Annotated in this window: 26 protein-coding genes and 1 pseudogene (1 of these 27 only partly in view); 22 read left to right on the plus strand and 5 right to left on the minus strand. The window is 39.5% G+C overall.

All coding sequences use genetic code 11. The features are described from left to right. The 4 genes in view from tsaE to tsaD are tightly spaced (at most 13 nt apart) and all read left to right on the plus strand, a layout consistent with a single transcriptional unit that may run on beyond the window. Nucleotides 1-230 carry the end of a tRNA (adenosine(37)-N6)-threonylcarbamoyltransferase complex ATPase subunit type 1 TsaE gene (tsaE, locus tag QLQ22_RS01505; RefSeq protein WP_223439029.1) on the plus strand. Its footprint begins 244 nt before the window's first position, so only the last 230 of its 474 coding nucleotides appear in the window; its start codon lies off the left edge, out of view; it ends in the stop codon at nt 228-230. Beyond that, on the plus strand, nt 211-900 hold the full coding sequence (gene tsaB, locus QLQ22_RS01510; protein ID WP_223439030.1) for a tRNA (adenosine(37)-N6)-threonylcarbamoyltransferase complex dimerization subunit type 1 TsaB: 690 nt from the start codon (nt 211-213) through the stop codon (nt 898-900). The genes tsaE and tsaB overlap by 20 nt, the downstream gene beginning before the upstream one ends. Before the next feature lie 13 nt (nt 901-913). After that, the gene (gene rimI, locus QLQ22_RS01515; RefSeq protein ID WP_223439031.1) at nt 914-1,375 is read left to right on the plus strand and encodes a ribosomal protein S18-alanine N-acetyltransferase; all 462 of its coding nucleotides are present in this window, start codon (nt 914-916) and stop codon (nt 1,373-1,375) included. Beyond that, nucleotides 1,372-2,391, plus strand: a complete 1,020-nt coding sequence (gene tsaD / locus QLQ22_RS01520) for a tRNA (adenosine(37)-N6)-threonylcarbamoyltransferase complex transferase subunit TsaD (RefSeq protein ID WP_223439032.1) — start codon at nt 1,372-1,374, stop codon at nt 2,389-2,391. Before rimI ends, tsaD begins: the two co-directional genes overlap by 4 nt. A gap of 234 nt (nt 2,392-2,625) precedes the next feature. On the opposite strand, the gene QLQ22_RS01525 is transcribed toward tsaD, so the two are convergent. Continuing rightward, nucleotides 2,626-4,542 carry an ABC-F family ATP-binding cassette domain-containing protein gene (locus tag QLQ22_RS01525; RefSeq protein ID WP_252207902.1) on the minus strand — a complete coding sequence of 639 codons (1,917 nt, stop codon included), beginning with the start codon at nt 4,540-4,542 and terminating at the stop codon, nt 2,626-2,628. Between the two features lie 153 nt (nt 4,543-4,695). Between QLQ22_RS01525 and moaC the strand changes: the two genes are divergently transcribed. From moaC to tatC, 4 genes are read left to right on the plus strand one after another with little or no spacing between them, the layout of a single operon-like run. Beyond that, nucleotides 4,696-5,211 (plus strand): cyclic pyranopterin monophosphate synthase MoaC, encoded by a 516-nt coding sequence (gene moaC / locus QLQ22_RS01530; RefSeq protein WP_284015869.1) that lies wholly within the window; start codon nt 4,696-4,698, stop codon nt 5,209-5,211. Continuing rightward, nucleotides 5,208-5,849: a redox-sensing transcriptional repressor Rex gene (locus QLQ22_RS01535; RefSeq protein WP_284015870.1), complete on the plus strand. Its 642-nt coding sequence runs from the start codon at nt 5,208-5,210 to the stop codon at nt 5,847-5,849. The genes moaC and QLQ22_RS01535 overlap by 4 nt, the downstream gene beginning before the upstream one ends. A gap of 17 nt (nt 5,850-5,866) precedes the next feature. Beyond that, the gene (locus QLQ22_RS01540) at nt 5,867-6,043 is read left to right on the plus strand and encodes a twin-arginine translocase TatA/TatE family subunit (protein WP_223439036.1); all 177 of its coding nucleotides are present in this window, start codon (nt 5,867-5,869) and stop codon (nt 6,041-6,043) included. Nucleotides 6,044-6,061: 18 nt separating this feature from the next. Then, nucleotides 6,062-6,811 (plus strand): twin-arginine translocase subunit TatC, encoded by a 750-nt coding sequence (tatC, locus tag QLQ22_RS01545; RefSeq protein ID WP_284015871.1) that lies wholly within the window; start codon nt 6,062-6,064, stop codon nt 6,809-6,811. Nucleotides 6,812-6,837: 26 nt separating this feature from the next. Here the strand turns inward: tatC and QLQ22_RS01550 are convergent, their stop codons facing one another. Continuing rightward, nucleotides 6,838-7,035: a YdiK family protein gene (locus QLQ22_RS01550; RefSeq protein ID WP_223439038.1), complete on the minus strand. Its 198-nt coding sequence runs from the start codon at nt 7,033-7,035 to the stop codon at nt 6,838-6,840. A 2-nt stretch (nt 7,036-7,037) separates the two neighbouring features. Further along, nucleotides 7,038-7,769: a CPBP family intramembrane glutamic endopeptidase gene (locus QLQ22_RS01555; protein WP_223439039.1), complete on the minus strand. Its 732-nt coding sequence runs from the start codon at nt 7,767-7,769 to the stop codon at nt 7,038-7,040. Nucleotides 7,770-8,064: 295 nt separating this feature from the next. Between QLQ22_RS01555 and groES the strand changes: the two genes are divergently transcribed. Both groES and groL read left to right on the plus strand, forming a co-directional pair. Next, nucleotides 8,065-8,349: a co-chaperone GroES gene (gene groES / locus QLQ22_RS01560; RefSeq protein ID WP_133313877.1), complete on the plus strand. Its 285-nt coding sequence runs from the start codon at nt 8,065-8,067 to the stop codon at nt 8,347-8,349. A 52-nt stretch (nt 8,350-8,401) separates the two neighbouring features. Then, nucleotides 8,402-10,030, plus strand: coding sequence for a chaperonin GroEL (groL, locus tag QLQ22_RS01565; protein ID WP_223439041.1), 1,629 nt, complete (start codon nt 8,402-8,404; stop codon nt 10,028-10,030). A 510-nt stretch (nt 10,031-10,540) separates the two neighbouring features. On the opposite strand, the gene QLQ22_RS01570 is transcribed toward groL, so the two are convergent. Next, nucleotides 10,541-11,953, minus strand: a complete 1,413-nt coding sequence (locus tag QLQ22_RS01570; RefSeq protein WP_284015872.1) for a PQQ-dependent sugar dehydrogenase — start codon at nt 11,951-11,953, stop codon at nt 10,541-10,543. Nucleotides 11,954-12,207: 254 nt separating this feature from the next. Between QLQ22_RS01570 and QLQ22_RS01575 the strand changes: the two genes are divergently transcribed. From QLQ22_RS01575 to QLQ22_RS01615, 9 genes and pseudogenes are all read left to right on the plus strand, one after another. Further along, nucleotides 12,208-12,864, plus strand: a complete 657-nt coding sequence (locus tag QLQ22_RS01575; protein WP_284015873.1) for a YybS family protein — start codon at nt 12,208-12,210, stop codon at nt 12,862-12,864. 409 nt (nt 12,865-13,273) lie between these two features. Then, nucleotides 13,274-13,744 (plus strand): PTS sugar transporter subunit IIA, encoded by a 471-nt coding sequence (locus QLQ22_RS01580; protein WP_252207906.1) that lies wholly within the window; start codon nt 13,274-13,276, stop codon nt 13,742-13,744. A gap of 18 nt (nt 13,745-13,762) precedes the next feature. Beyond that, complete coding sequence (locus QLQ22_RS01585) at nt 13,763-14,071, plus strand: PTS fructose transporter subunit IIB (protein ID WP_252207907.1); 309 nt, start codon at nt 13,763-13,765, stop codon at nt 14,069-14,071. A 19-nt stretch (nt 14,072-14,090) separates the two neighbouring features. Continuing rightward, nucleotides 14,091-15,113 carry a PTS fructose transporter subunit IIC gene (locus tag QLQ22_RS01590; protein ID WP_252207908.1) on the plus strand — a complete coding sequence of 341 codons (1,023 nt, stop codon included), beginning with the start codon at nt 14,091-14,093 and terminating at the stop codon, nt 15,111-15,113. 92 nt (nt 15,114-15,205) lie between these two features. Next, nucleotides 15,206-17,842: a glycoside hydrolase family 38 N-terminal domain-containing protein gene (locus QLQ22_RS01595; protein WP_284015874.1), complete on the plus strand. Its 2,637-nt coding sequence runs from the start codon at nt 15,206-15,208 to the stop codon at nt 17,840-17,842. An 84-nt stretch (nt 17,843-17,926) separates the two neighbouring features. Next, nucleotides 17,927-19,318 carry a C69 family dipeptidase gene (locus QLQ22_RS01600; RefSeq protein WP_284015875.1) on the plus strand — a complete coding sequence of 464 codons (1,392 nt, stop codon included), beginning with the start codon at nt 17,927-17,929 and terminating at the stop codon, nt 19,316-19,318. Between the two features lie 33 nt (nt 19,319-19,351). Beyond that, nucleotides 19,352-21,316, plus strand: coding sequence for a BglG family transcription antiterminator (locus QLQ22_RS01605; RefSeq protein WP_284015876.1), 1,965 nt, complete (start codon nt 19,352-19,354; stop codon nt 21,314-21,316). Between the two features lie 20 nt (nt 21,317-21,336). Continuing rightward, a pseudogene (locus QLQ22_RS01610) lies at nt 21,337-21,780 on the plus strand (glycerate kinase). A gap of 352 nt (nt 21,781-22,132) precedes the next feature. Then, complete coding sequence (locus tag QLQ22_RS01615; RefSeq protein WP_284015877.1) at nt 22,133-23,032, plus strand: nuclear transport factor 2 family protein; 900 nt, start codon at nt 22,133-22,135, stop codon at nt 23,030-23,032. Between the two features lie 169 nt (nt 23,033-23,201). Here the strand turns inward: QLQ22_RS01615 and QLQ22_RS01620 are convergent, their stop codons facing one another. Next, on the minus strand, nt 23,202-23,687 hold the full coding sequence (locus QLQ22_RS01620) for a hypothetical protein (protein WP_223439046.1): 486 nt from the start codon (nt 23,685-23,687) through the stop codon (nt 23,202-23,204). A 176-nt stretch (nt 23,688-23,863) separates the two neighbouring features. Here QLQ22_RS01620 and QLQ22_RS01625 point away from each other — a divergent pair, with 176 nt between their 5' ends. From QLQ22_RS01625 to QLQ22_RS01635, 3 genes are all read left to right on the plus strand, one after another. Further along, a complete protein-coding gene (locus QLQ22_RS01625) occupies nt 23,864-24,304 on the plus strand; it encodes an RrF2 family transcriptional regulator (RefSeq protein ID WP_284015878.1) in 441 nt (146 codons plus the stop codon). A gap of 77 nt (nt 24,305-24,381) precedes the next feature. Continuing rightward, on the plus strand, nt 24,382-25,287 hold the full coding sequence (locus QLQ22_RS01630; RefSeq protein WP_223439048.1) for an NAD(P)/FAD-dependent oxidoreductase: 906 nt from the start codon (nt 24,382-24,384) through the stop codon (nt 25,285-25,287). A gap of 273 nt (nt 25,288-25,560) precedes the next feature. Then, nucleotides 25,561-26,268 carry a hypothetical protein gene (locus QLQ22_RS01635; RefSeq protein ID WP_223439049.1) on the plus strand — a complete coding sequence of 236 codons (708 nt, stop codon included), beginning with the start codon at nt 25,561-25,563 and terminating at the stop codon, nt 26,266-26,268. Nucleotides 26,269-26,573: the final 305 nt, after the last annotated feature.

Consider the following 26,573-nt stretch of genomic DNA (forward strand, 5'->3'; position numbering starts at 1 on the left):
ACAGGATGGATGACAGTGATGAGGACTTAGGTTTTGATGAGTTTTTTGAAGGAGAGGGTGTCACTGTTGTTGAATGGGCACATCTTATTCAGGAGCAGCTTCCTCCCGATCGTCTTGGTATTCGTATCCTTCGTGTGGAAGATGAATCCCGTGAAATTATCTTTGAACCTATCGGGGATCACTATTTAGGTATATGTAAGGAGCTTATAGATGAAAGCAATAGCGATTGATACGTCCAATTTGACGCTTGGTGTTGCCATAGTGGATGACATCAAAGTGATTGGAGAATATATAACAAACATTAAGCAGAATCATTCGGTCCGGGCGATGCCGGCTGTTGAATGGCTTATGCAGGAATGCGGGATCAGGCCTGAAGAGCTGGATCGTGTCATTGTTGCTTGCGGGCCTGGATCTTATACCGGCCTCCGAATTGGTGTCAGCATAGCTAAAACGCTTGCATGGACGTTGAATATACCGCTTGCCAGTGTTTCAAGTCTTGAGGTCCTTGCAGCTGGCGGAAGCTATTTTAATGGCTATATCTGCCCAATTTTTGATGCACGGCGCGGTCAGGTGTATACAGGGTTGTATGAGTATGCAGATGGGGAGCTTATTAATAGAAGAAACGATCAAAATCTCCTGCTGTCTGATTGGCTTTCAGAATTAAAAAAGGAAAAGAAGCAAATTCTTTTCATCGGGAATGATGTTAGCTTGCATCAGGAGTTAATCGTTGAAGTCCTGGGGGATCAGGCTGTGATTGCAAGTATGACCGAGCATAATCCAAGACCGGCAATGCTTGGTAAAATCGGTCTGATGAAAGAGCCTGAGGATGTACATACTTTCGTGCCGAACTATATCCGTTTAGCAGAGGCAGAAGTAAAGTGGCTCGAACAACAGAAGTAAGTGGGTGAGAAGGTTGAAGCAGGAACAGGATACAATCAAGATTCGGCTTATGAATGTAGATGATATTGATGATGTTTATGAAATAGAAACGCAATCCTTTGCAACACCTTGGCTGAAGGAATCCTTTCACAATGAATTAACTCAAAATCATTTTGCTAAATATCTTGTTGTAGAATTTGATCAAAAGATTATCGGGTATTGCGGACTTTGGATCATTATGGATGAGGCCCAAGTAACGAATATCGCCGTTTTGCCTGGTTTCAGAGGGAATAAGATTGGTGAGACTTTGCTGAAACAGGCAATCGGAATGGCAAAGGAGTATGGTGCAGGAAAAATTTCTCTTGAAGTAAGAGTCTCAAATCATGTAGCGCAATCTTTGTACACCAAGCTCGGTTTTCAGCCCGGCGGGATTAGAAAACGGTATTATACAGATAACGGGGAAGATGCTTTAGTAATGTGGGTGAATCTAAAATGACAGAAAAAGATCAATATATATTAGGAATAGAGACAAGCTGTGATGAAACGGCCGTATCTATTGTAAAAAACGGGCGGGAAATCATTTCGAATGTTGTCGCTTCTCAAATTGAAAGCCATAAACGTTTTGGCGGTGTTGTACCTGAGATCGCATCGAGACATCATGTTGAACAGCTTACACTTGTGCTTGAAGAAGCGATGGAACAGGCGGAAATGACATTTAAAGACCTGGATGCCATCGCCGTTACTGAGGGACCGGGTCTTGTTGGAGCACTTTTAATTGGAGTCAATGCAGCAAAAGCACTTGCATTTGCCCATCAGCTTCCATTAATAGGCGTTCACCATATTGCAGGGCATATCTACGCAAATCAGCTGATCTCCGAATTGCAGTTTCCTTTGCTGTCGCTTGTGGTATCCGGTGGACATACTGAACTAGTTTATATGAAAGAACATGGATTGTTTGAAGTAATAGGAGAAACGCTTGATGATGCTGCAGGAGAAGCGTATGACAAAGTGGCAAGAACTCTCCATCTGCCTTATCCGGGAGGTCCTCATATAGACCGGATGGCAGCGGAAGGATCTCCAGTCATCAATTTACCTAGAGCCTGGCTAGAGCCTGATTCTTACAACTTTAGCTTCAGCGGTTTAAAATCAGCTGTCATCAATACTCTTCATAATGCAGAGCAGCGAGGTGAAGTGATTGATCCTCATGATTTAGCCGCAAGCTTTCAGGCAAGCGTCATCGATGTTCTTGTCACTAAAACAGCATCTGCAGCTGAGAAATACCAAGTAAAGCAGGTTCTTCTTGCTGGAGGGGTAGCAGCAAATCGCGGTTTAAGAGCAGCTTTAGAAGAAAAGTTTAAAGAATTTAAGGACGTAGAATTACTGATTCCTCCATTATCTCTATGTACAGACAATGCTGCTATGATTGCTGCAGCAGGAAGTGTACTTTATAAAAAGGGCCATAGAGGCAATTTGAGAATGAATGCAAATCCTGGACTGGAATTACCGAGTTAATATGGTGTATTAACATGTTATCCACATGCTGTCTAATAACCTTTTTCAGATTTTAGAAAAGCTTGTTGAATAAGCATTGAATAACCTGTGGACAATGTGGATAAAAAAGCTCTATTTTGTGGATAATGTGAATAAAAGAGTGGAAACCTTATAAAATAAGATTTTTTAGTGTGGATAACTAAAAAACTCAGTGCCATAATAGGCACTGAGTTTTTTAATTTGTGTACAAAGCTGTTAATCCTCCTGAAGCTGTTCCCATTCATTCATTAGATTTTCGAGTTCTTCGTGATAACCGTCGTTTTCTGTGTTTATTTCCTGTACCTTTGTATGATTTTGATAAATCTCTGGATCACATAACAGCTCTTCATTCTTCTCGATCTGCTGTTCAACGAACGAGATTCGCTCTTCTACTTCCTGCAGTCTTCTTTGTTTTTGTCTTGCCAATTTTTTCGCTTCTTTATCTTGTTCATAGGATAGCTTATTTTGATTTTCTTTCGGCTTTAGATCAGGGACTGCATCAAGAGCTGCAAGCTCCAGCTGTTCTGCCTTTTTAGATTGATAGTAATCATAGTCCCCCAGGTATTCATTAACGCCGCTTGCTGAAAGTTCGTATACTTTTGTAGCAATGCGATTAATGAAGTATCTATCGTGGGATACAAATAGTATTGTGCCAGGGTAATCAATCAGGGCATTTTCCAGCACTTCTTTGCTGTCCAGATCTAGATGGTTTGTCGGCTCATCAAGGATAAGCAGATTTGCCTTTTGAAGCATTAGCTTAGCAAGAGCCAATCTTGCCTTTTGCCCGCCGCTTAAAGTAGAAACATTCTTTAAAACATCGTCACCAGAAAAAAGGAAATTGCCGAGCACAGTCCGGATTTCTTTTTCATTCAGCATCGGGTATTCATCCCACAATTCATCAAGCACACGTTTATTCGAAGTTAAATTCGCCTGCTCCTGATCGTAGTATCCAATCTTCACGCCTGAACCTATTTCGAATGATCCTTTTAATGGAGCCATCTTATCAATGATTGTTTTTAGAAGCGTCGATTTGCCGACTCCATTTGGTCCGACAAGAGCAATGCTGTCACCTCTTGATATGGAAAAAGAAACGTTTGAAATGATTGGGTCTGAGCCATTATAGGAAACAGCAATATCCTTCGCTTTCAGTACATCGTTGCCGCTTTGCCTTTCAATATCAAAGCGGAAATGAGCTGATTTCTCGTCGCCCTGCGGCCTGTCCATCAATTCCATGCGGTCCAGTTTTTTTCTCCGGCTTTGAGCGCGTTTTGTAGTTGACGCTCTGGCCATATTTTTCTGAATGAAATCTTTTAATTTGGCCACTTCATCCTGCTGTTTTTCGTACAGCTTTAATTCGCGCTCAAAGTTTTCAGCGCTTTGCTCAAGGTAGCGGCTGTAGTTGCCGATGTATTTGATGCTTGTACTCCTGGAGATTTCGTAGACCTGGTTCACCACTTTATCAAGAAAATAGCGGTCATGGGAAACGATTAAAATCGCTCCGCTGTAGCCTTGAAGATATTGCTCAAGCCAGGACAGCGTTTCAATATCCAGGTGGTTTGTCGGCTCATCCAGAACTAATAAGTCAGGACTCGTCAAAAGCAGCTTTCCAAGGGCAAGGCGCGTTTTCTGGCCTCCGCTCAAACGCTGGATAGGAGAAGAGACATCGAAATCCGCGAATCCCAGACCATGAAGAACAGAACGGATATCTGCCTCATATTGATAGCCGCCTTTTTCTTTAAACTCAATTTGCAGGCGGTCGTATTCTTTTAAATATTGTTCAAATTCCCGCTTTGCGGGATCTGTATTGGCCATTTTTTGTTCAAGATCACGCATGGATTGCTCCATATCTTTTAAAAATTGAAACACAGAAACCATTTCATCCCAAATAGATAGATTAGATTCGAGACCTGTATCCTGCGCAAGGTACCCAATCGTCACATCTTTTGGCTTGATAATCTCTCCGGATTCGTAAGAAAGCTGACCCGCAATAATTTTGAGCAGGGTTGATTTACCGGCCCCGTTCCGTCCGACAAGGGCAATTTTATCCCGTGTTTGAACTTCAAGTTTGATATTCGATAATATAAGATCAGCTGCAAAGTATTTCGTCAGCTGGTTTATTTGTAGCAAAATCATGTATTTTCACCTCAGGCTATGATAATTTAAGTGTAGCTTATAGAAGAGTGAGCCGCAATGATTGTACTTTTCCTGGTGCGAACATTTGTCACAATAAGTAAAAAGACAGATTAGTAAAAATAGTGTATAGTCTAGTATGAGGGGCGTTAAAAGATGTCAAATTTTACTCATTTTAACCAGCAGGGCAGAGCCAAAATGGTTGATATATCGAACAAACATGATTCTGTGCGCACCGCTGTTGCAGTTTCAAGCGTTGTTATGAAGGAACATGTCTATGAACAAATCGTAAATCACAAGCTTCAAAAAGGGGACGTGCTGGGGGTCGCACAGGTGGCCGGCATTATGGCTGCTAAAAACACATGGAATATTATCCCAATGTGTCACCCGATTCCGCTCAAGGGAATCGATATTGAGTTTGAATGGAAAAAAGAAAACGGGCTTTTCCATCTGATGATAGCCGCAGCTGTGAAAACAACAGGAAGTACAGGTGTTGAAATGGAAGCGCTAACCTCCGCTTCTGTCTGCGCCCTGACCGTATATGATATGTGTAAAGCACTTGATAAAGGGTTAATCATCGGACCTGCCTATCTGTCTGTAAAAACAGGCGGAAAAAGCGGGGATTATACACGAGATGAACCTGTAGCTTTGAATGTGGGGGATAGAACGTGAACAACATCGAACAATCGAAAATTCCGCAAGCTACTGCTAAGCGCTTGCCTTTATACTATCGTTTTTTAAAGAATCTGCATGCATCAGGCAAGCAGCGTGTTTCTTCTGCGGAGCTGAGTGATGCTGTGAAAGTGGATTCTGCCACGATCCGCAGGGATTTTTCCTACTTTGGAGCCCTTGGGAAAAAAGGATATGGGTATAATGTTAATTATCTTCTTTCTTTTTTCAGAAAAACGCTCGATCAGGATGAGGTGACGAAGGTTACCTTAATTGGTGTCGGTAATCTCGGCACTGCCTTTTTGCATTATAATTTTACGAAGAACAATAATACGTTAATCTCACTTGCCTTTGATGTCGACGAGAAAAAAATCGGCACTGAAATCGGCGATGTTCCTATTTATAATTTGGCTGATCTTGAAGAACACCTGCCTGATGATGTGACCGTGGCCATTTTAACGGTTCCGGCACAGGCTGCCCAGCCCATTACGGACAGGCTGATTGCAAAGGGAATTAAAGGAATTCTTAATTTTACTCCTGCGAGATTAAATGTACCGGAGGAAATCAGAATTCATCATATTGATTTAGCAGTAGAGCTGCAATCGCTCGTGTACTTTTTGAAGCACTATCCTAACGCTTAAGAATTGAGGTGAATGATATGCCTAATATCGGTTTTGGAAGTTTGCTGCTGATCGTCTTTGCAGCACTATTAATCTTTGGGCCAAAGAAGCTGCCTGAGCTTGGTAAAGCAATTGGCAACTCATTGCGTGAATTTAAGCATGCAACGAAGGGTCTGGCGGACGACGATGAAGATAAAAAGAAAGAAGAGAAGTAAGATAGGATGAAAGCTGTCATGAAACAAAACGAAATGTCGGTTATCGATCACATTGCTGAGCTTCGGAAAAGGCTGATCATTACAGTCTTTTCCCTTTTCCTCTCTGTGATTGCCGGCTTTTTATTAGCAAAGCCGATTATCATCTATTTACAGCATACGAATGAAGCTCAGAGCTTAACGCTGAATTCATTCCGAATGACCGATCCGCTTATGGTCTATATGCAATTCGCGTTTATCATTGCTTTTATTATTACATCGCCTATCATCCTCTATCAGCTATGGGCATTTGTAAGCCCTGGCCTCTACGAAAAGGAAAGAAGGGTCACACTGAGCTATATTCCAATTTCTATTGGACTGTTTCTCGCAGGCATCAGCTTTTCGTATTTTTTGCTCTTTCCATTTGTCGTGGATTTCATGGAGCGTATGTCCAATGATTTAGAGATTAATCAAGTCATTGGAATCAACGAATACTTTCAGTTTTTAATTCAGCTGACAGTGCCATTTGGACTGCTGTTTCAGCTTCCGGTTGTTATTATGTTCTTAACGAGGCTCGGCATTGTCACACCGATGTTCCTCGTGAAAATCCGAAAATATGCGTACTTCATTCTGCTTGTTATTGCAGCGTTAATTACACCGCCGGAGCTTGTCTCGCATCTAATGGTTTCCGTACCGCTGTTTATCCTGTATGAAATAAGCATTGTTGTCTCAAGGTTTGCTTACCGCAAGGCGCAGCGGACTCAGTTTGAAGAAGCAAATAAAGAAGGGTGATCCTGTCTGCAGGACCACCCTTTTTTTTATTTTTTCTTCGCTTTGACTTTGAAAGAGAGATTGAACATTCTAAATGCGACTCCAAGATCAAACGTCGCGATTAACATCAGCAGGATTGTCGGAAACGACCAAATCCCGCTTTCTGAACTGTTTACGGCGAGATAGGTAAACAGAATACCCATCGCCAAGTAAAAGATCCCCATTGAAATTGGGCTTGTTCTCATGCTTACATGCCTCCAAAAATAAATTGCATTTGTTCTGCCTGTTTCAGCATTTCCTCAAGCTGTTCCCGGTTCGATTGCAGAATGACAACAAACGTATTCATCGCAACATGGGCAAAAATAGGAACCAGGAGACGCTTTGTTTTTACATATAGAAAAGCAAACACAAACCCCATTGATCCATAAAGAAGAAGATGCTGAGGTTCACCGTGAACTAGTGCGAATACAATCGAACTGATCAGTGCCGATAAAAAGAAATTGATGCGCTGATACAAAGCGCCGAATAAAATTTTTCTGAAAATAATCTCTTCCAGGATAGGACCTATGATGGAAGTCACGACTATGAGCAAAGGCGTAACCTTCAATACTTCCATGATGACTTTCGTATTTTCAGATTCACCTTCAATGCCAAATACCTGAATCTCAATATTGGCCGCGATCACCTGAACTGAAAGTGCCATAAACACGCCGCCGACAGCCCATAAGACGGATGGACCAGCGGGAGCTGCATCGCCCCTGAGGTCATTGCTTTTAAAATGGCTGCGGAGCAGAAGAAGTACGATTACAAAGGCAGCTGCAAAGCTGAAAACCGTCCAATAGCCTGATGCTGTAATCTGGGCCATGCGGAGCGATTGATCCTCTCCGACGCCAAGTTTAAGCAGAAGCGGAATGCCGAGAATGCCTGAAAACTGCATGACTATATATGTCAAAATAATAAGCCAGTATTCTTTCTTCAATTGAACGACTCCTTTAACTTGCCGGATGATTTAAGTCAATATAAGCAAAATTTCAGCTAGGCATAATTGTACCATAAATCAGGCAAGATGTAGGAAGATAACGCATATAGGGTATGCAGGAATGGCTATAAACATGTGAAATCGGCATAAGGAAAAGGATTTCAATTTTTTTTAACATATTACTTGAATTTGCACGAGAGATTATATAATATAATACTTGTGTTAGCACTCAAGACATATGAGTGCTAATAAAATGAAAATTTAAATTAATGAAATCTTGAGGAGGTTGTTTCACTTGTTAAAGCCATTAGGTGATCGTGTCGTAATTGAGCTTGTACAATCTGAAGAAAAAACTGCTAGTGGGATCGTACTGCCGGATAGTGCCAAAGAAAAACCGCAAGAAGGTAAAGTAGTGGCAGTAGGTACTGGCCGTGTGCTTGACAACGGTGAGCGTGTTGCTCTTGAAGTTGCAGAAGGCGATCGCATCATCTTCTCAAAATACTCTGGTACAGAAGTGAAGTATGAGGGTTCTGAATACTTAATCTTACGCGAAAGCGACATTTTAGCAGTTATCGGCTAATTTATAAAAATTTCCAATATCATAGAACATCATTCTTAGGAGGTAATGGAACATGGCTAAAGACATTAAATTCAGTGAAGACGCTCGCCGCGCAATGCTGCGCGGGGTTGATGCACTCGCTAATGCAGTTAAAGTTACGCTTGGACCAAAAGGACGCAACGTGGTTCTTGAAAAGAAATTCGGTTCTCCGCTTATTACAAATGACGGTGTGACAATTGCAAAAGAAATCGAGCTTGAAGATGCATTCGAAAACATGGGTGCAAAGCTTGTTGCTGAAGTTGCAAGCAAAACAAACGATGTTGCCGGTGACGGAACAACAACTGCAACGGTTCTTGCTCAGGCAATGATCCGCGAAGGTCTTAAAAACGTAACAGCTGGTGCTAACCCAATGGGTATCCGCAAAGGTATTGAAAAAGCTGTTATTGTTGCAACGGAAGAATTAAAAGCTATTTCTAAACCAATCGAAAGCAAAGAATCCATTGCTCAAGTAGCTGCGATTTCTGCTGCTGATGATGAAGTTGGCCAATTGATTGCTGAAGCTATGGAGCGCGTTGGAAACGACGGCGTTATCACAATCGAAGAATCAAAAGGCTTCACTACTGAGCTTGAAGTAGTTGAAGGTATGCAATTCGACCGCGGATATGCATCTCCTTACATGGTAACTGATTCAGATAAAATGGAAGCTGTCCTTGACAACCCATACATCTTAATCACAGACAAAAAAATCACTAACATCCAAGAGATCCTGCCTGTATTAGAACAAGTTGTTCAACAAGGCAAGCCTCTATTATTGATTGCTGAAGATGTTGAAGGTGAAGCACTTGCTACTCTAGTAGTAAATAAACTTCGCGGAACATTCAATGCAGTAGCTGTTAAAGCTCCTGGATTCGGCGACCGCCGCAAAGCAATGCTTGAAGATATTTCAGTTCTTACTGGCGGAGAAGTGATCACTGAAGATTTAGGCTTAGATCTTAAATCTGCAAACATCACTCAACTTGGCCGCGCTTCTAAAGTTGTTGTAACAAAAGAAAACACAACAATTGTTGAAGGTGCTGGAGAGTCTGACAAAATTGCAGGCCGCGTAAAACAAATCCGTGCTCAATTAGAAGAAACAACTTCTGAGTTCGATAAAGAAAAATTACAAGAGCGTCTAGCGAAATTAGCTGGCGGTGTAGCAGTCATCAAAGTTGGTGCTGCAACTGAAACAGAATTAAAAGAGCGCAAACTTCGCATTGAAGATGCATTGAACTCTACTCGCGCTGCAGTAGAAGAAGGCATCGTATCAGGCGGTGGTACTGCCCTTGTAAATGTATACAACAAAGTTGCATCAGTAGAAGGCGAAGGCGATTTCGCAACAGGCGTAAACATTGTATTACGTGCTCTTGAAGAGCCAGTACGCCAAATCGCACACAACGCTGGTCTTGAAGGCTCAGTTATCGTTGAGCGTCTAAAGCATGCTGAAGTAGGAACTGGCTTCAACGCTGCAACTGGAGCTTGGGTAAACATGATCGAAGCTGGTATCGTTGACCCAACTAAAGTAACGCGTTCAGCTCTTCAAAACGCTGCATCTGTAGCGGCTATGTTCTTAACAACTGAAGCAGTTGTTGCTGACAAGCCTGAAGAAAATGCTCCTGCAATGCCTGATATGGGCGGCATGGGCGGTATGGGCGGCATGATGTAAGGCTTTCCTGAGCCAAACATATGAGAAATAGTTAATCCTATTTTTCGACCAATTTCACTTAATTTGTGAAGTAGTCATGTGAAAAACTTATATCAATAGCAATAACCACTTCCTATTAAAATTAGGGAGTGGTTTTTTGTGTTATTAAAATTTACATATCAAGACACGACGAAGCCAAAATGATCTGATCTCATTTCAATTACCCGGAAATCCAATTACAAGGGTTATGAAATCTAGCGAATAAGTGAGAATTCGAGAGATATTCGTACCAAACTGAGGGAGTTTAGAAGGAAAAAAAAATACCAGCGTTTAAAAAACGGTCGTGCATTTATTAAAATGCACGATTTAGTCTTCCGAAATCATCTCGATAAATTTGTCCAACAAATTGGGGGTCCAATTGCTTATCCAAACAATCTCATAAATCTTCAATGGCTTCAGCGTGTTTTTGTTTTGATAAGTTCTTTTGGTAGTAATGCATCGAAGGTATTAAATCGAATTTATAGTTTTGAATCACGGAATAATTTCAAAAACAGTGCCTTGGTTAAAATCAGTCACTTTCATAGCGCCATATACCCCTAAATATAATCTGGTTTGATTCAGATTCGTTCCTAAACTAACATAATAGGCTGATTGAGACCCAAAATCATAATCGGTTTGTATCACACTAAAATCATTTTGTTTACCATTTGGTCTTACGAAGGTATAAGCTAAACCCCCTCTAACCTGAGGTTGAGATTCTTTCTGGGCAAGATCGGTAAACACAACTCTTCCTGTTAAACCAGGGATTCTGTTCCCCATATATGGCTGGACACCTGTAAGTGCGGTTCCCGCAAACTTATCGGGTCTGGCATCTTTATGAAAATAACTAGTTAAAGGCTGAAGACGACTCCCTGAAAGTGTTATTGCTTCATTGTAATAAGCGATTGTTTTCTCATCCAAAGTTGGATTTATAGTGCAGCCTCTCATAATTGAAGCAGGAAAAGCACCTTCCCAACCTCGCCAGCCAAAGTTAATAATTCCTTTTTTGTCAGGTTCAGAATCCATGAAAGAAGCTTGAATAAGCTGAGTAACCGGTATTGGTTTATAATGAACGAATGAAAAAATTGACTCGACCAAAGCCTGGCCGACATTTCCTGCATATTTAATATACTGATTATAAAATTTTTGAAATGAAATGCCTGGTATATTGCGAACCCCTTTGGCCATCACCATGAGTGTTTCCTGAATAGTTGTGGGAAGTTCATTAAAACGTGTGACAATGGGTGGGTTATTGATGTATGTATTCTTGCCTACATCAATTTCAATTATTTTACCTGCAATTTCTAGATCGTCCTGGCTTAAGTTAAATGGATCATAGGCAGATCCTCCATCTCCGGTTGTTAAAACAAGTTTTCTTGTTTCAGGTGAAAAGTTTAAACTATTGAACCCATTATGAGTTGAAAATGGTCTTCTTAAGTTCAGTAATGCCCGGCGTTTTTTGGGTTGACCATTCGATTGTAAAATCCATTCTTCAATTGTATCAATATGATCATATTGAGTTTCTCTATTTATCCACCTTAGGTTTAAAGTTTTAGGATCACACGGGTTAGGCCTAAAAGATTCAGGAAGAGCACCTGGACCTTGTGTTCCAGCTACTGAATAATGAAGATAAAACAGACCGTTATAATAAAATTCTGGATGAAACGCTAGCCCTAGCAACCCCCGTTCATCATATCCACCACCAGAAGCACCTAGTTTTACGATTCGCGGGCGAATATCTAAAAAAGTCCGTATAACTCCGTCTCTTACGTAAAAAATCTCTCCTACCTGGGTTGCAATAAATAATGTTTCTTTTGAGTCACCCGGAAGTATCGCTGTTTTCAAAACAGTCGGTAAATTCACCTTGCTTACAATAGGCCGTAAACTAACCTTAACTTTTATCAATAAATTTTACACTCCTTCTAAGTTTTCTTTTATAAGAATATGATTAGAGCTGTTTTATTAATACCGAATTAGGGCCGATGAATCTAACAAGGAATAGACCATTTTTCACAACAGCGTTGGAGGAATCGAGGCGGCCATAAAAAGGACTATAATTTCATAAATCAATTATCTAAATAGTTGATAAACATACAGTGATTTTTACTTAAAACAGTGAATAGCATAAGGTTAGTTTAGTATTGTTGGAGGTGGGATTCATGAAAAGGATAAAAAGGAAAGCCGTACAGTATTGGCAGCAGCCTTTCTTTGGAATCAAACACGATTTTATGGAATTGTTGCCTACCACCAAACTAATACTTACCGCGATAATAAGCTCGTTTGCAGCCATATTCCAGTCAGCTGGGGGATATATGCCCGGCATCGGTTTTTTTGTAAGTGCCATGACGACTTTACCAATATTTTTAGCAACGATTGTTTCCGTCAGGCACGGATTCCTTTCCTATTTTGTTACGATCCTCCTTTTATTGTTTATCCAGCCTAGCGAACTAATTATTTTTTCCTTCACAACGGGTATTCTAGGATTGGTACTTGGTGTTTCCTTCTATAAGTCGAAAACAAGATTTTTGGTTGTTTTCTTGGCGGGAGCTGCCTTATTTATGGGAATCATTACGATTCTTTTTATTTTCCGCTTTCCTGTGTTAGGACCAGGTGTTGGTGCGTCTTTTCATTTTCATTCTTTATTGCTCGTAGCGATATTCAGTATTCCATATGCATGGATAGCAGCAGAAGCTTGTTCGTTTACTCTGAAACGATTGGCTCACACCCTGCCGGATAGAGTAATCAAGCCGGTATCTGACCAGCAGGAATTGAACCATCTTAAGGATGGTAAAGAAAATGTCGAAGCGAAGAAATAGATCCGAAGCGGATCTGCTTGGGCTCTATTTCCTGTGATACTATAAGTTAAATGGTTGGTTATAAAGAATCGAAATAGGGTTGTTCGAGCATATATACTCCTGGAGCACCAGTTGATTCAGCTTCTTTTCATAAAGAATGGGGACAGCAATCTGTATTCATGTTTAACTAAACCTCTAGGCACTGGGATTAGAGAAAGCGTAAAGATTCTGTGAGAAGGATCTTTACCTTTTTTTTGTCTAATTAATGAAGTTTGTTACCGTTTCCTAAACGATAAGGAAATTTATTAATTTTTATTTTGGCTTTAAACTAGGTAAAATTCAAAGTGTAGAAGATAACGTTATCTATTGTAAGGGTTTTCATAAAGAAACTTTTGATTAGAAAAAATTCAACTAGATGGAAGGTGAAGTGTTGGAAATCAAATCATTGATTAATGAAGACTTGATTGAGTTAAACTTGGTTGCTGTAACCCAGAAAGAAGTGATTTCTCAATTAACTTCGTTGCTAGCAAAACAAGGAAGAATTGATTCAGAGTCTGTATTTTTCCAAGGTGTACTTGAAAGAGAAGCAGAATTTACGACTGGTTTTGGCAATGGATTTGCCATCCCGCATTGTAAAAGTGATACCGTTAAAACAGCAAGTATCATTATCGGGAAAACTACAAATGAAATTGACTGGAATTCCTTAGATGATAAACCTGTAACTATGATTATCATGCTGGCAATACCAGCAATAGAAGGTGACACGACTCATCTGCAAATTTTAGCAGCATTGTCAGGCAAATTAATGGATGATGAGTTCCGTTATCAGCTGATGCATGCAACGCAGCCCAAACAAGTTCTAGAACTAATGGATGAATTAGTTACTCAAAAATCAAACTAAGAAAAGGTGGATATAATTATGAAAATTATCGCAATTACGGCTTGCCCAGCAGGAGTAGCACATACAAATATGGCCGCAGCGGCTTTAGAAATGACAGCAAAAAAGATGGGACTTCAAATCAAAGTTGAAAAACAAGGTGCAATGGGATTGGAAAATTCGATTTCAGCGAAAGAAGTTGCGGATGCGAATGTTCTGATTTTAGCTGTCGATACAGCGATTGCAAAAGCAGATCGTTTTAATGATATTCCAACTGTAAAGGTTCCGGTTGCGGAAGCAGTTAAAAATCCGCAGGGACTTATCAACAAAGCTCTTGAGCTAGTAAAGTAAAAAGGGGGAGAATTCGACAATGAAAAAGATCCTTGAAGAAGCTAAAACACATTTAATGACTGGTGTTTCCTATATGCTGCCATTTGTTGTTGCGGGAGGTCTTCTTCTAACAATTGGTTTACTTTTAGGCGGCGGCGAACAAGAAGCAGGTTTTGCTAAACAAACTGTTGAAGTCGGGGTATTGATTTTCTCCTTAATGGTTCCCGTAATGGCAGGTTATATGGCTTATTCTATCGCAGACCGTCCGGGTATTGCTCCAGGTATGGTTGGTGGATTGATTGCTCATGAAATCGGCGCAGGATTTTTTGGTGGTATTGTTGCAGGTTTCCTTGCAGGCTATATTGTTAATTTTATTAAAAAGCTTCCTATGCACTCATATATTGCTGCACTAAAACCAATTATTGTTATTCCGTTATTAGGTGTTGGAGCTGTTTCCTTATTAATGTATATCATTGGTCAGCCAATCGCGTTAGCTTCTAAAGGTTTAGAAGGCTGGTTATCATCAATGAGCGGTGGAAATCTAGCGTTACTTGGATTGATTATTGGCGCGATGATAGCGTTTGATATGGGAGGCCCTATTAATAAAGTAGCGTTTGCCTTCTGTGTTGGTATGTTAAATGAAGGAGTTTATGGTCCAATGGCAGCATGCTGGATTGGAATTATGACACCACCGATTGGGCTTGCCCTTGCAACAAGACTTGCTCCTAAGAAATTTACGGCAGCAGAAAGACAAAGTGCTCTTCCTACAACAATCATGGGGGCTACTGGGATTACTGAAGGTGCGATTCCATTTGCGGTAGGTGCACCGCTACAAGTTATTCCTGCGATTGTCGTTGGTTCAGCTGTAGGTGGCGCATTGGCAATGGCACTGGGTTCAGCAGCTCCTGTACCTAGTGGTGGTATCTTTGTAGTTGCATTCTTTGAAAAACCAGTTATGTTCTTGATTGCTTTTGCAGCTGGTATCCTTACAACAGCATTAATGACAATACTCTTAAAGAAGAATATCGAAGAAGAAGTAGCTTACACTCAAGAAGCAGTATAAAGATAATAGCTTGAATTTCACTGAGGGGACTGTTACAGGACCCTCATTCTCTTTATAAACATCAAAAACTAATGGTTATGGAGGCTTTTATTATGAATTTTCATGTCATCTCCCATACACATTGGGATCGAGAGTGGCACCAAACCTATCAGGAATATCGTGTGAAGTTAATTCGCTTTATGGATGAATTGCTTGATCTTTTAGAAACAAGTCCAGCCTATACTTCCTTTTTACTCGATGGACAAACAATTGTATTAGAGGATTATTTAGAAATTAAACCGAACAACCGCGATCGAATAGGGTTGCTTGTGAAAGAAGGCCGTCTGATTATCGGTCCTTGGTATATCCAGCCGGATGAGTTTATCCCAAGTGGAGAGTCGCTTGTTCGAAATTTATTAATTGGTCAGCAAATTGGCGATGAGTTTGGCCCTTCGATGCAAATTGGTTATTTGCCAGATTCCTTTGGCCAAGCTGAGCAAATTCCTCAAGTGTTAAAGGGGTTTGGAATCAATCATGCGCTGTTTTGGAGAGGGATTACCGATGAAGAAACAGAAAAAACGGATTTTTGGTGGGTAGGTCCGGATGGTTCGAAAGTGCTGACCACTCATCTTCCATTAGGTTATGGAAATGGACGCATGCTTTCAAAGGATTTCGAACAGAATTTAGAAATCATTAATGAGAATAACAGCAATTTAAAAGATATGGCTACTACTTCCAATATGTTATTGATGAGTGGCTTTGATCAAAGAAGCGCTAACAAAGATCTGCCAGAAATCATTGATGAGCTAAATCAATATTATGCTGAACAAGGAAGCGATTTTCATGTAAGACTCAGTCGCTTACAAGATTATTTTGAAGCGATTTCGTTGGAATCAGAAAAATTAGAGAACCTTTCTGGTGAATTTAGAAAAGGTAAAAATATGCGGGTACATGTCAGTATCGCTTCTACTCGTTTGGATTTGAAGAAGAAAAATTTTGAGGTTCAAAATCTATATGAAAAATATGTGGAGCCTATCAACTCAGTGTCATACTTATTCGGCAATCATTATGATAATGATATCATAAATAGAGGCTGGAAATACATGATGCAAAATCATGCTCATGATTCCATTTGTAATGTTTGTACAGATGACACTCATCAAGAAATGAATATGAGATATGAATTCGCCAAGCAAATTGGCGAGTCTGTACAGAAAACAGCTGTCGGAGACTTGCTTGGCAACATTAAGTTCGATGAGAACAAGGGCATGCCTTTGGTGGTCGTGAATACACTTGGAGAAAAAAGGGAAAATATCGCAGAAGTAACCTTGCATTTAAGTTTTAAAGAGTTTACCCTTGCTGATAGAAATGGCAATGAGGTTCCTTATCAGGTTGTTGAAACGAAAGAAGAAAATTTAAATGATAAACAAATTGAAATTGGTGTAAAAAATGACGATCAGTTTGTATTTACCACTACAATCAAATTTGCTGCGGAAGTAGATGGATTTGGGTTCAGCACGTATTACGTCAAAGAACAAGCTCCAATGACTAATGCATTTGCCGATGTGTATCAAAATGGCGCCTTCGAAAATGAGTTCATCAAAGTGAACATTGAAAAGAATGGTTCATTATCGATAAAGGAACAAACAACGGGAACTATTTTTAAAGGGTTAAATGTGTTTGAAGAAGGTGGAAATGCCGGTGATGAATATGATTTCTCTCCGCCTAGGGAAGATATTCTTATCATCACAGATAAAGCTGCTCCAGAAATATCGGTTGTTCATAACGGACCTATTTTTGCAACAGTTAAGATTGCTTATCGAATGGAATTTCCTGTCGATACAGATGTGAATAGCCGTTCAGCAGAAACGAAAGCTGCAACGATTGAAACTTATGTGACAGTTAGTCGATATGAAGAACGGGTCGATGTTAAAACATTGATTGATAATACTGTTAAAAACCACCGTATTCGCGCCTTATTTGATACGGGAATTACTGCGAAAACCCATATTGCTGACCAACAATTTGGCACGATTCGCCGTGATAACTATCTAGAGCAGGTTGAATACTGGAAGCAGGAAAATTGGGAGGAAAAATATTACCCAATTTATCCGCAGCAGAAATTTGTGGATGTTTCTGATGATCACAAAGGTATTTCTATTCTTAATAAAGGCCTGCCGCAATACGAGATCCTGAATGGTGAAAAACCGACGATTGCTCTAACGCTGCTTGCTGGAACCGATTATATGGGGAAACAGGAATTAGTGGATCGTCCAGGAAGACGTTCAGGTTTACATGTAGCAACTCCGGATAGTCTTTTATTAGGTAAGCATGAAATGGAATATTCCATTATTGCGCACCAAGGGAATGAAATTAAGGCAGGTATTGGGGTTAAAGCCAGTGAATTTACTACACCGTTTATGACGGTCCCTCTTTCAGTTAAGAGTGAAAGGGGTTCTCTAAGCGACAACTGTACGTTTATTCGCGTTGAAGGAACAGAAATGGCTATTAGTGCTGTGAAAAAATGTGAAAATGATAATAGTCTTTTAGTAAGAATTTATAATACAACCAACCAGCCAATTGATTCTGCAAAGGTAGAAATCAATCAAGAGTTTTTCAAAACTATTAAAGTAGTTAATTTAAATGAAGTTCCGATCACTGAGCTGGATGAGCGTATCCTTTTCACTGCTAATGCAATTCACTTAAAGGATATTCGTCCGAACGAAATCTTAAGCTTTACAATATCTTAGAATGAAAGAAGATACCCAAGGATTAGAGTGATAAGGTCAACTCTTTTTAAGGGTATCTCTTTTTAATAACGGAGGGATTTTGAAATGTGTGATAATTTAGTTGTCCTGCCAGATTCCACAAGTCAAACTCGGATGCTTGTTGCGAAAAATAGCGATCGACCAGCTTATGAAAGTCAGCCGCTCGTGTATAATAAACGGCAAACCTATGAAAATGGGAAGAATGTAAAATTAGCTTACTTGAATATACCGCAAATTAAAGAAACCTATTTAACAATTGGGTCGTCTCCGTTTTGGTGCTGGGGCTATGAGCAGGGCATCAATGAACACGGCGTCGCCATCGGAAACGAGGCTATTTTTACAAAGGATTTGAAAGACAGTGCGGCAAATCCTGAAAAACAAAAAGGGATTTTAGGGATGGAGCTTGTCCGGCTTGGCCTTGAGAGAGGGAAAACAGCGAAAGAAGCTTTAGAAGTGATTACGAAGTTAATTGAAAAGTATGGTCAATGGGGCAGTGCCGTTGTAGGCGAAGAGAAGCCTTACAATAATTCGTTTATCATCGCTGATTCAAAGGAAGCATGGGTTCTTGAAACAGTGGACCATCATTGGGCAGCAAAGAAAATTCAAAAAAAATGCCATTCAATTTCGAACGAAATGAGTATTCGCAATGACTGGGATTTAAATAGTGAGGGCTTTATGGAAAGGGCGATTCGATCTGGCTGGGCTGACCGAGCAGAGGATTTTGATGCTGCCCATGCTTATACGGACTTTACGAATGCGCTGCAGGTCTCGCATATTCGTGTCCAGCGTACGAAGCAATTGCTTCATAAGAAAGCAGGGGAGATTGATGTCCCTTGGCTGAAACGAATTTTACGGGATCATTATGAAGATACATTTTTAGAAGGGCCATTTTTTAATGCGGCACTGCCGGATTTTCAAACGATTTGTATGCACTCCTCCCCTGCGAATTTTACTTGGGGAATTACCGCTTCTTCCACGGTGTTTGAACTTCCAGCGGATGAATGGCATTTTCCGGTAATTTGGTGGTCGCCGGCAACCCCGTGTACAGGTCTTTATCTGCCGTTATTTATGTGTGAACAGGAGTTTCCAGTGATTCTTTCTCAGTCGGGAACGGTGAGAGTGAAAACAGCTGATCCGACCAAATCAGAGCAGGATCAATCGGCAAAAGACTCATATTGGTGGATGTTCCGGGATTTGCTTGATGAATTAAAAGGTGATGAAAATGGAATATTATTCACTAAGAATAAGGAAATTTTTAGAAAAACCTTTGACGTTTTAGAGCAAAAATGGTTGAGGTTAATTCGTGATATTGAAGAAGAGGCTGCCGTCCTAAATAAGGCTGGTAAACAAAAGGAAGCCATTGCCCTTGTTACGTCCTTTTCAAATGAATGTTTAAAAGAAGCTTTAGAAGCTATTGAAAAAATTCGAACGCAAATAAAAACTGCCGTTTTGTCATAAAAATTTCTTACTTGGTTAGCAGGGGTGTAAGATATGATTGTTTTAAATAGCCGTCTTAAGTCATTGATTAAAGAAATTCTATCACATAAGGTGCCTGTGACAAGTGAATACCTAGCAAAAGTACTAGGTGTCACATCCCGGACAATTAGAAATGATGTGTTAACAATAAATCTTGAACTCAAAAAAATCGGTGTCCAAATCGAAGCGAATAGAGGTGTTGGCTATTTTATTGATCCAACCCTCGGACAGCCGGTTACTGAAATAATCGAAGAGCTTTTTATGCTTCAGGAAGAGGAACAAGGCAACGTCCCTGTTCTGCCAGAGGAACGAGTATTGTATATTTTAAAAAGCATTATTATGGCGGAGGATTTCATTGCAACGGAACAGATTGCCAATGAATTGTTTGTGAGTAAATCCACCGTTGATAACGACTTAAAGCAAGTAGAGAAGCTTTTAGAAAAATATGACTTAACCTTGTATAAAAAGCAAAACTATGGAATCAAATTGATCGGAAACGAAATGAATATTCGTTTTTGCTTCTCTGAAAGCTTGGCGAATATGAGAAATGAACAAGCCCAGCTTGAAAATGAGATTATCTCAGATGTAAATGTGGAAGTCATTAAGACGATTACCAAGAAACATCTTGAAGAGCTGCCCTTTTGCATGGCTGAACTTCAACTCAATAATTTAGTGACGCACATTGCGATTGCCATCCAGAGAATTAAAAAGGGTAAAAATATTGAGGTCGGTACGATTGAGCTCGATCAAATTGAAACGCAAGAGGAATACGTGATAGCCAATAGAATTGTCACGTCCCTTGAAGAAACATTTTCGATAAAAATCCCTGAAGGTGAAATAGCTTATATCGCGATTCATTTGCTTGGAGCCAAACATTTTGAAGATAAGAATTTACAAGAGGTCGATTTTGCTGGGAAGGTAGGGGAGCGCCACTATCAATTAGTGGTTGATATTCTTTCGGAAATTAATAGGGTTTATCACATTGATTTGCGGGAGGATCGAGAACTCATTTATGGCTTAGGGGTCCATTTGCGGTCAGCCATGAACCGTTTAAAATATCGAATGAACCTAAGGAATCCCATGTTAAAGGAAATCAAAAATCATTATCCGTTTTCTTTTGAGTTAGGGATTCTTGCCTCTGAAATCATCCAGAAAAACAGCCGTCTTATTGTAAATGAGGACGAAATCGGTTATATCGCGATTCATTTGGAAGCTGCTGTTGAGCGGATGAAGAATAAAAAGCGGCGTGAAGTGAGACGAGTTGCCATCGTCTGTGCTTCCGGATTAGGCACGGCTAAGTTATTAGCAGCTAGTATCGAGAGTAAGTTTCCTGGGATTGATATTGTGGGGACCTATCCATTCTATTCAATTAAGAATATCAAAAATGATGCAGCCGATTTAATCTTAAGTACCATCCCTGTTAAAGAAGAAGGCCCGATTCCGCTCCTTCATATTAACACGATGTTAACGGATCAAGATGTTGAAAAGGTTAAAGAACACATATCAAGCAAGTATCTAAATGAAGATAAGAATAAATCATTAAAAAAGCTGCAAAATCTCTTTAATGAGGATTTGTTTTTCACCGAGATTGATAAGAAAAATCCAAAGGACATTATCAAATCCTTAACAACTATTCTAAATATTAAAGGATTTGTCGATGATTCTTTTCAGCAATCTGTTCTAGAGCGGGAGGAAATCTCACCTACAGCAATCGGTAATCTTGTGGCCATTCCCCACCCCCTAAAACCCAATGCGTTAGGCTCCTGTATCGGCATTGGGATTCTAAAGAAACCAATAAAATGGGGAGAGAATTCGGTTCAATTGGTCTTTTTACTGGCATTGAATGAAAAGGATAAAGAAGAATTCAGCCACCTTTTTAATCATTTATGGCAGCTGGTCCAAAATAAAAAATTAGTGTATGAGCTTTGCTCTAAAGAGAATTTTGCTGACTTTATGAGTCAATTTTACTCGACCAAATAAAGTTAGAAGGAATGAAACCTATGAAAATTGTAATCGCACCAGATTCTTTTAAAGAAAGCTTATCGGCGACAGAGGTTGCGGGAGCCTTTGAAGAAGGATTTCTGAAAGTCTTTCCTCATGCTGAGTTTGTTAAGGTCCCCATGGCTGATGGGGGAGGGCCTTGTTTAATCCTTAGTGGATTCGCTAAATGGACAAATTTTTCAGCAGGAGGTAACCGGTCCGCTTGGTCATAAAGTGACTGGTTTTTTTGGTTGATTCATAACTGAAAAACGGCTGTCATTGAAATGGCCGCTGCTGCTGGATTACATTTGGTTTCGCATGGAGATAGAAATCTGTTTCATACCACAACCTTTGGAGTAAGAGAACTAATATTGGCTGCTCTTGACCAACATGTAGAAAAAATTATTTTAGGTCTCAGGGGAAGTGCTACTAAGATGGAGGGGCAGGGATGGTTCAGGCGTTAGGAGGGAAATTACTACATCCAGCGGCCATGAATGAATGGGCGGTATGATGTAAGGCTTTTAAGCCATTCATCTTGAGAAATAATTAACCTGTTTCTCACCCAATTTTCACTTCCTTCTGGGAAGTAGTAATATAACTAATTTATACCTATAACAAAAACCACTTCTCTATAAATTTGAGAAGTGGTTTTTTTGATGTGGACGTTTTATTTTAAATTCAATATTGAAATCCTATAAGTTTTCCCAAATGTGAAAAGATGGAAATACACTCCTCGAATGTGTACAATTAAACTAGCTTTATAGTTATAGCGGGATAGTGCATTTGTTCCATGCTTAAGTTGTTAGGAGGCATTCTATGTTTTTTTTCAAAAAGAAAACGCAAATTTCGGAGCAAAAAGTGAGAGAACTCATTCAGCGGTTAGAAGCTGCCTACACAGAAAAGGATATAGAGAAATTGAAGAAATTGTTCCATCCAGATTATCGCGATATCTCCTTTTTAAACCATTTTACTTTGATGATGAATTTTCAAATTTACAACATTCAATCTGAAATTATGAAGATTGAAATCTTAGGTCTCTCAGAGGACGAAGCGACGTTTACCTACACTAGAAAACACATATACACGTGCGTAAATAAAAACGATGAAAATGGAGAAAATCCAAGCAATCTCACAAGTTATTATATCCAAACCAATAGAGAGGCTAACTCTATCTGGATTACAAGATTCTCAAAATACAGCGAATTATTTTTGGACAACGAAGGAGAAATCTTGCCGCATGAAAAGGCAGTAGTACCATCCAGTGCACAATTTTTTGAGAATATGAAACGCTTTATTGAGTCGTTTCAGCTAGATGGTTTCAAACCGGCGACATATCTTCTTTATAATGATAGTGAATTTATAGGGTACTATCCCGAAATAGAACGTTTTTCATATAAAACAACAGAAAAATTTACGATAGATTATTTTGTAGAGATGGATGCGGCTTCCGTGGAAGAGCATACAGAAATATACATACGGGAGAATAGCTTGGAATATAGCGATGTCATAGAAATAGAAGGGAATTATTCAATTATCGAAACGAAATTTATTAGTAATTCTCGTTTGCAGCATGAGCTAGTACTAAGCATGTTGGCACCCGACGGTTTTTTTATGATTCGCTATTTAAAAAATAGTAACAGTCCCATGGATCAACAACTGCGGCAGAGATGGATTGATCAAATGGCGGCAGCAACTTCTTATCTTAATCCTAATTGAATAAAGTTTTGATTTCTAGGATTATAAAAGTTTGAAAGAAAAGAGGATACAGTTTACTGAGAGCTGAAAGCACATAATATAATGAAAAACTCGCCAAAAGGGACGAGTTTTTTGCGTTTTAAGATACCAATGATAGTGCAAACTGATTTGTTATTTCCTAAACTAGTCTCTAACACAAAACGATTATTCTATAAGGTGCAGTTTGAGCTGGAATACTTTTGGTGGCAGGTCCATAAATAACAATAAGATCCCGGTTCGCAGGATTTCGTGTAAATGATTGCCCATTCGTTAATAACAATTGAGTGTATGGAGATAATTTTAGTTGCAATCGTCCATCGCTGCTCACCAGCTGGCTATTAAAATAATCTACTTTTACATTCTGATTGGGGCTTTCTTTTACCATAACCAGTGCTTGGTATTGAGGAGGGTATATTAGGGGTACAGGTGCATTTCCATCGTAATATCCAGTTACCAGGTCTCCTTTTGCTATCATTGCATGGTCCACAAAGTATGTGGAAGGTGAGATAGCAAAATTTACTGAAGCGCCTGATCCGTTTTCTACAGAAATTAATTTATTACAGCCTTCACCATTTTGTCCTGTATTAAAATCACTGATCATCGTAACGATCCCTTGAAAAGAATAAAAATTTGTCATACCTATACCTCCATTGAACATAAGAACACTTACAAAATAGGAGCTGATACACCTATGTACTATATGTAGGTTAATACCTATACGACTGTGCGAATGCCCATAAACATAAAACTTGACTGATTCTCCCCTCAAAAGATATTATAGATATATTAAGTCTATAATTAGAAGGTGAGAAAATGAAATACTCCAAGGCAACGAATTATGCGCTTCACACGATTGTTTATCTGGCACTTTTACCGACTGAAAAAACAATTGGGGTAAAGCCTTTGGCCGAGGTTCAGAAAGTGTCGACTACGTATCTTTCTAAAGTATTAACGAATTTAGTTAAAGCTGGTTTTATCGAATCAAGTACAGGAGTTAATGGCGGATATAAATTAATTAAGGATGTAAGAAGTATAACGTTCTCAGATATCATAAATGCCATTGAGGGGACAACGTCATCTTTTACTTGCAGTTTGGATAATCATGTACACGATCGGCAAAATTGCTACATTGGAAAAGTAATGAATGAAGCTGAACACAAAAAGGAAGAGTATCTAAGGTCTCAAACGATTGAACATGTCTTGCAAAAGGTTGATAAAAATATCATTCATTATATAACTTCTGCAGCAAAATAATTTTTTTCGTTTAATTATAGATTATAAGTATCTTTAATATCTTTAAAAGAAAATTAATAAATAAAAGAGGTGGGAAAATGATATTAGATTGCGCAATCATAGGCGGCGGCCCAGCAGGCTTAAATGCTGCACTTGTATTAGGAAGAGCCAGAAGAAGCGTTATCCTCTTTGACAATGATCAGCCGAGAAATGCCGTTACACATGAGTCACATGGATTTATTACTAGAGACGGAGTTTCGCCAAGAGAGTTCAGAGATTTGGCACATCAGGATATTAGGAAATATCCATCAGTGCAAACAAAAAAAGTTGAAATTGCAGAAATACAGAGGGAAAGCAGTTCTATATTTAAACTCATAACTCAAGAAGGCATGTCCTATTTAAGCAGGAAAATCATCGTCGCAACCGGCCTTAAAGAAAGCTTGCCGAATGTGAAAGGGATTAGGAATTATTATGGGAAAAGTATATTCAGTTGTCCTTATTGCGATGGCTGGGAATTAAGAGAACAGCCTCTGGCGCTCATTTCTGAAAGCAAAAATGCTATTCATATGGCAAAGATGATTTATCAATGGAGTAAAGACTTAGTTGTCTGTACGAACGGCAACAAAATCATGACAGAAACAGAGGAGCAGTTATTTAAGAGAAAAGGAATTCGTATTAAGGAAGAGCCCATAGTAAATTTAAGGGGTTCAGATGGGAACTTAGAAAAGGTAGTGTTTGCTGACGGTACAGAATTGGACCGGGCAGGCGGATTTGTTACGACTGAACTTGAGCAGCCCAACGATCTTGCTCATTCACTTGGGTGTGAAATGAATAAACAGGGCGGAATCATTGCTGACGCTTTAGGCAGAACGAATGTAGAAGGTGTATATGCAGCAGGAGATGTATCTGTAGCGGGTCCTTCACAGTTAATCATTGCTGCGAGTGAAGGGACCCGTGCCGCAATGGGGGTAAATAGCGATTTGACAATGGAAGAATTTAAATAAACTTCAGCCGAAAAATGCGCCAAACCTTGATGTATAAAGGTTTGGCGCATTTTTAATTTCGTTTACAGGTTTCTCTCCAACAAAATCCCCACTTGCTCTGCCATAACGAGGGTGGGAGTTTAGTCAGTGGAGAACCTTGATCAAAAACTAGCGTTTTCAAAAAAATTTCCTCAAGAAGCGGCTAATCGCCTCTTTTTTGTTTCGTATCGCTTGGCGATATAACTTGCAAATAAGTTTAAAAACCTTCATATTTAATAGAAAAGGAGGTCCGATATGCGACGTGATATACAACCGAATGAACGAGCTTTCTCTTCCAAGGAAGCTGCAGAAGAAGTAGGGATTGCAACTCCCACTGTCCGTAAGTATGGGCAAATCTTAGAGCGGAATGGATATGAGTTTTTGAAAGATGGCGAACGGCGTATCTTTGTTCAATCTGACATCGGAGCGCTTATAGCGTTACGCGATACGGACAAGCCCCTGGACGATACAGCTAAAGACCTTGTGTATCAACAAAAAGAAAGACTAGAAGGATCCAATGAAACAGAGATTGCGATACCCGATACATATGAAAATTTACCCCATGACCCCAATCAATTAAAAGAGGTCTTAATGTTTTTAGCTAATGAACTCGCTGCTACACGGGAAATGAATGTCCAACTGACAAACGATATGTCACAGCTTAAAACAAAGGTTTCCCAACTTCAGCAAGATCATCATGTTATTAGTTCTACTATTGGAAATTCAGCGCATAAAACGAATGTTAAAATTGAAAGATTAACTGAACAACAAAATACCTATTATGAAACATTGCTGCAGCAAGAAAAACAAAAAAGTGAACTCTTACAAAAAGAAATACAAAATATGAGGGACGAACAGAAAAAAGAATGGAGTTCACAAAATGACTTTAATAAACGTTTAGAAGAAGCGATACAAAAACCTCAAGAAAAATGGGAGTGGCTTTTCTCCATATTCCGAAAATAAGATGCCTGTTAAGTTTTTTTGATTAACTGTGTAAAGATTTGCGGAAGTAAATTTTTGATGTAGTAACATTTGATAAATCATCATTGTACACTTAACAGGATTTGGAACGAAGGCACAATTAAAATTTATTGGAGATTTGTTTAAGCGATATGCATCCAAACAAAATACACACCTTGAAGCAAGTAAAAAATCATGCTCGTTAAAATAGGAGTTGAGGTGGTTGAAAACCTAATTCAAAAACAAGAGTCTTCCTTAATAGATTTACCCCAGAAAGAGGCTGATCGGCTCTTTTTTTGGTTTCGTAT

The organism is Metabacillus hrfriensis (genome assembly GCF_030127205.1).
Classification (GTDB): domain Bacteria; phylum Bacillota; class Bacilli; order Bacillales; family Bacillaceae; genus Bacillus_P; species Bacillus_P dongyingensis.

Excerpts from the sequence above, each read along its gene's own strand:
- QLQ22_RS01600 (WP_284015875.1), top strand. The coding sequence starts at position 17,927 with ATGTGTGATAATTTAGTTGTCCTGCCAGATTCCACAAGTCAAACTCGG.
- moaC (WP_284015869.1), top strand. The coding sequence starts at position 4,696 with ATGTCAAATTTTACTCATTTTAACCAGCAGGGCAGAGCCAAAATGGTT.
- QLQ22_RS01575 (WP_284015873.1), top strand. The coding sequence starts at position 12,208 with ATGAAAAGGATAAAAAGGAAAGCCGTACAGTATTGGCAGCAGCCTTTC.
- QLQ22_RS01525 (WP_252207902.1), bottom strand. The coding sequence starts at position 4,542 with ATGATTTTGCTACAAATAAACCAGCTGACGAAATACTTTGCAGCTGAT.
- QLQ22_RS01550 (WP_223439038.1), bottom strand. The coding sequence starts at position 7,035 with ATGAGAACAAGCCCAATTTCAATGGGGATCTTTTACTTGGCGATGGGT.
- QLQ22_RS01625 (WP_284015878.1), top strand. The coding sequence starts at position 23,864 with ATGAAATACTCCAAGGCAACGAATTATGCGCTTCACACGATTGTTTAT.
- QLQ22_RS01615 (WP_284015877.1), top strand. The coding sequence starts at position 22,133 with ATGTTTTTTTTCAAAAAGAAAACGCAAATTTCGGAGCAAAAAGTGAGA.
- tsaB (WP_223439030.1), top strand. The coding sequence starts at position 211 with ATGAAAGCAATAGCGATTGATACGTCCAATTTGACGCTTGGTGTTGCC.
- QLQ22_RS01585 (WP_252207907.1), top strand. The coding sequence starts at position 13,763 with ATGAAAATTATCGCAATTACGGCTTGCCCAGCAGGAGTAGCACATACA.
- QLQ22_RS01590 (WP_252207908.1), top strand. The coding sequence starts at position 14,091 with ATGAAAAAGATCCTTGAAGAAGCTAAAACACATTTAATGACTGGTGTT.
- QLQ22_RS01540 (WP_223439036.1), top strand. The coding sequence starts at position 5,867 with ATGCCTAATATCGGTTTTGGAAGTTTGCTGCTGATCGTCTTTGCAGCA.
- tatC (WP_284015871.1), top strand. The coding sequence starts at position 6,062 with ATGAAACAAAACGAAATGTCGGTTATCGATCACATTGCTGAGCTTCGG.
- tsaD (WP_223439032.1), top strand. The coding sequence starts at position 1,372 with ATGACAGAAAAAGATCAATATATATTAGGAATAGAGACAAGCTGTGAT.
- QLQ22_RS01620 (WP_223439046.1), bottom strand. The coding sequence starts at position 23,687 with ATGACAAATTTTTATTCTTTTCAAGGGATCGTTACGATGATCAGTGAT.
- QLQ22_RS01635 (WP_223439049.1), top strand. The coding sequence starts at position 25,561 with ATGCGACGTGATATACAACCGAATGAACGAGCTTTCTCTTCCAAGGAA.
- groL (WP_223439041.1), top strand. The coding sequence starts at position 8,402 with ATGGCTAAAGACATTAAATTCAGTGAAGACGCTCGCCGCGCAATGCTG.
- QLQ22_RS01605 (WP_284015876.1), top strand. The coding sequence starts at position 19,352 with ATGATTGTTTTAAATAGCCGTCTTAAGTCATTGATTAAAGAAATTCTA.
- QLQ22_RS01630 (WP_223439048.1), top strand. The coding sequence starts at position 24,382 with ATGATATTAGATTGCGCAATCATAGGCGGCGGCCCAGCAGGCTTAAAT.
- QLQ22_RS01595 (WP_284015874.1), top strand. The coding sequence starts at position 15,206 with ATGAATTTTCATGTCATCTCCCATACACATTGGGATCGAGAGTGGCAC.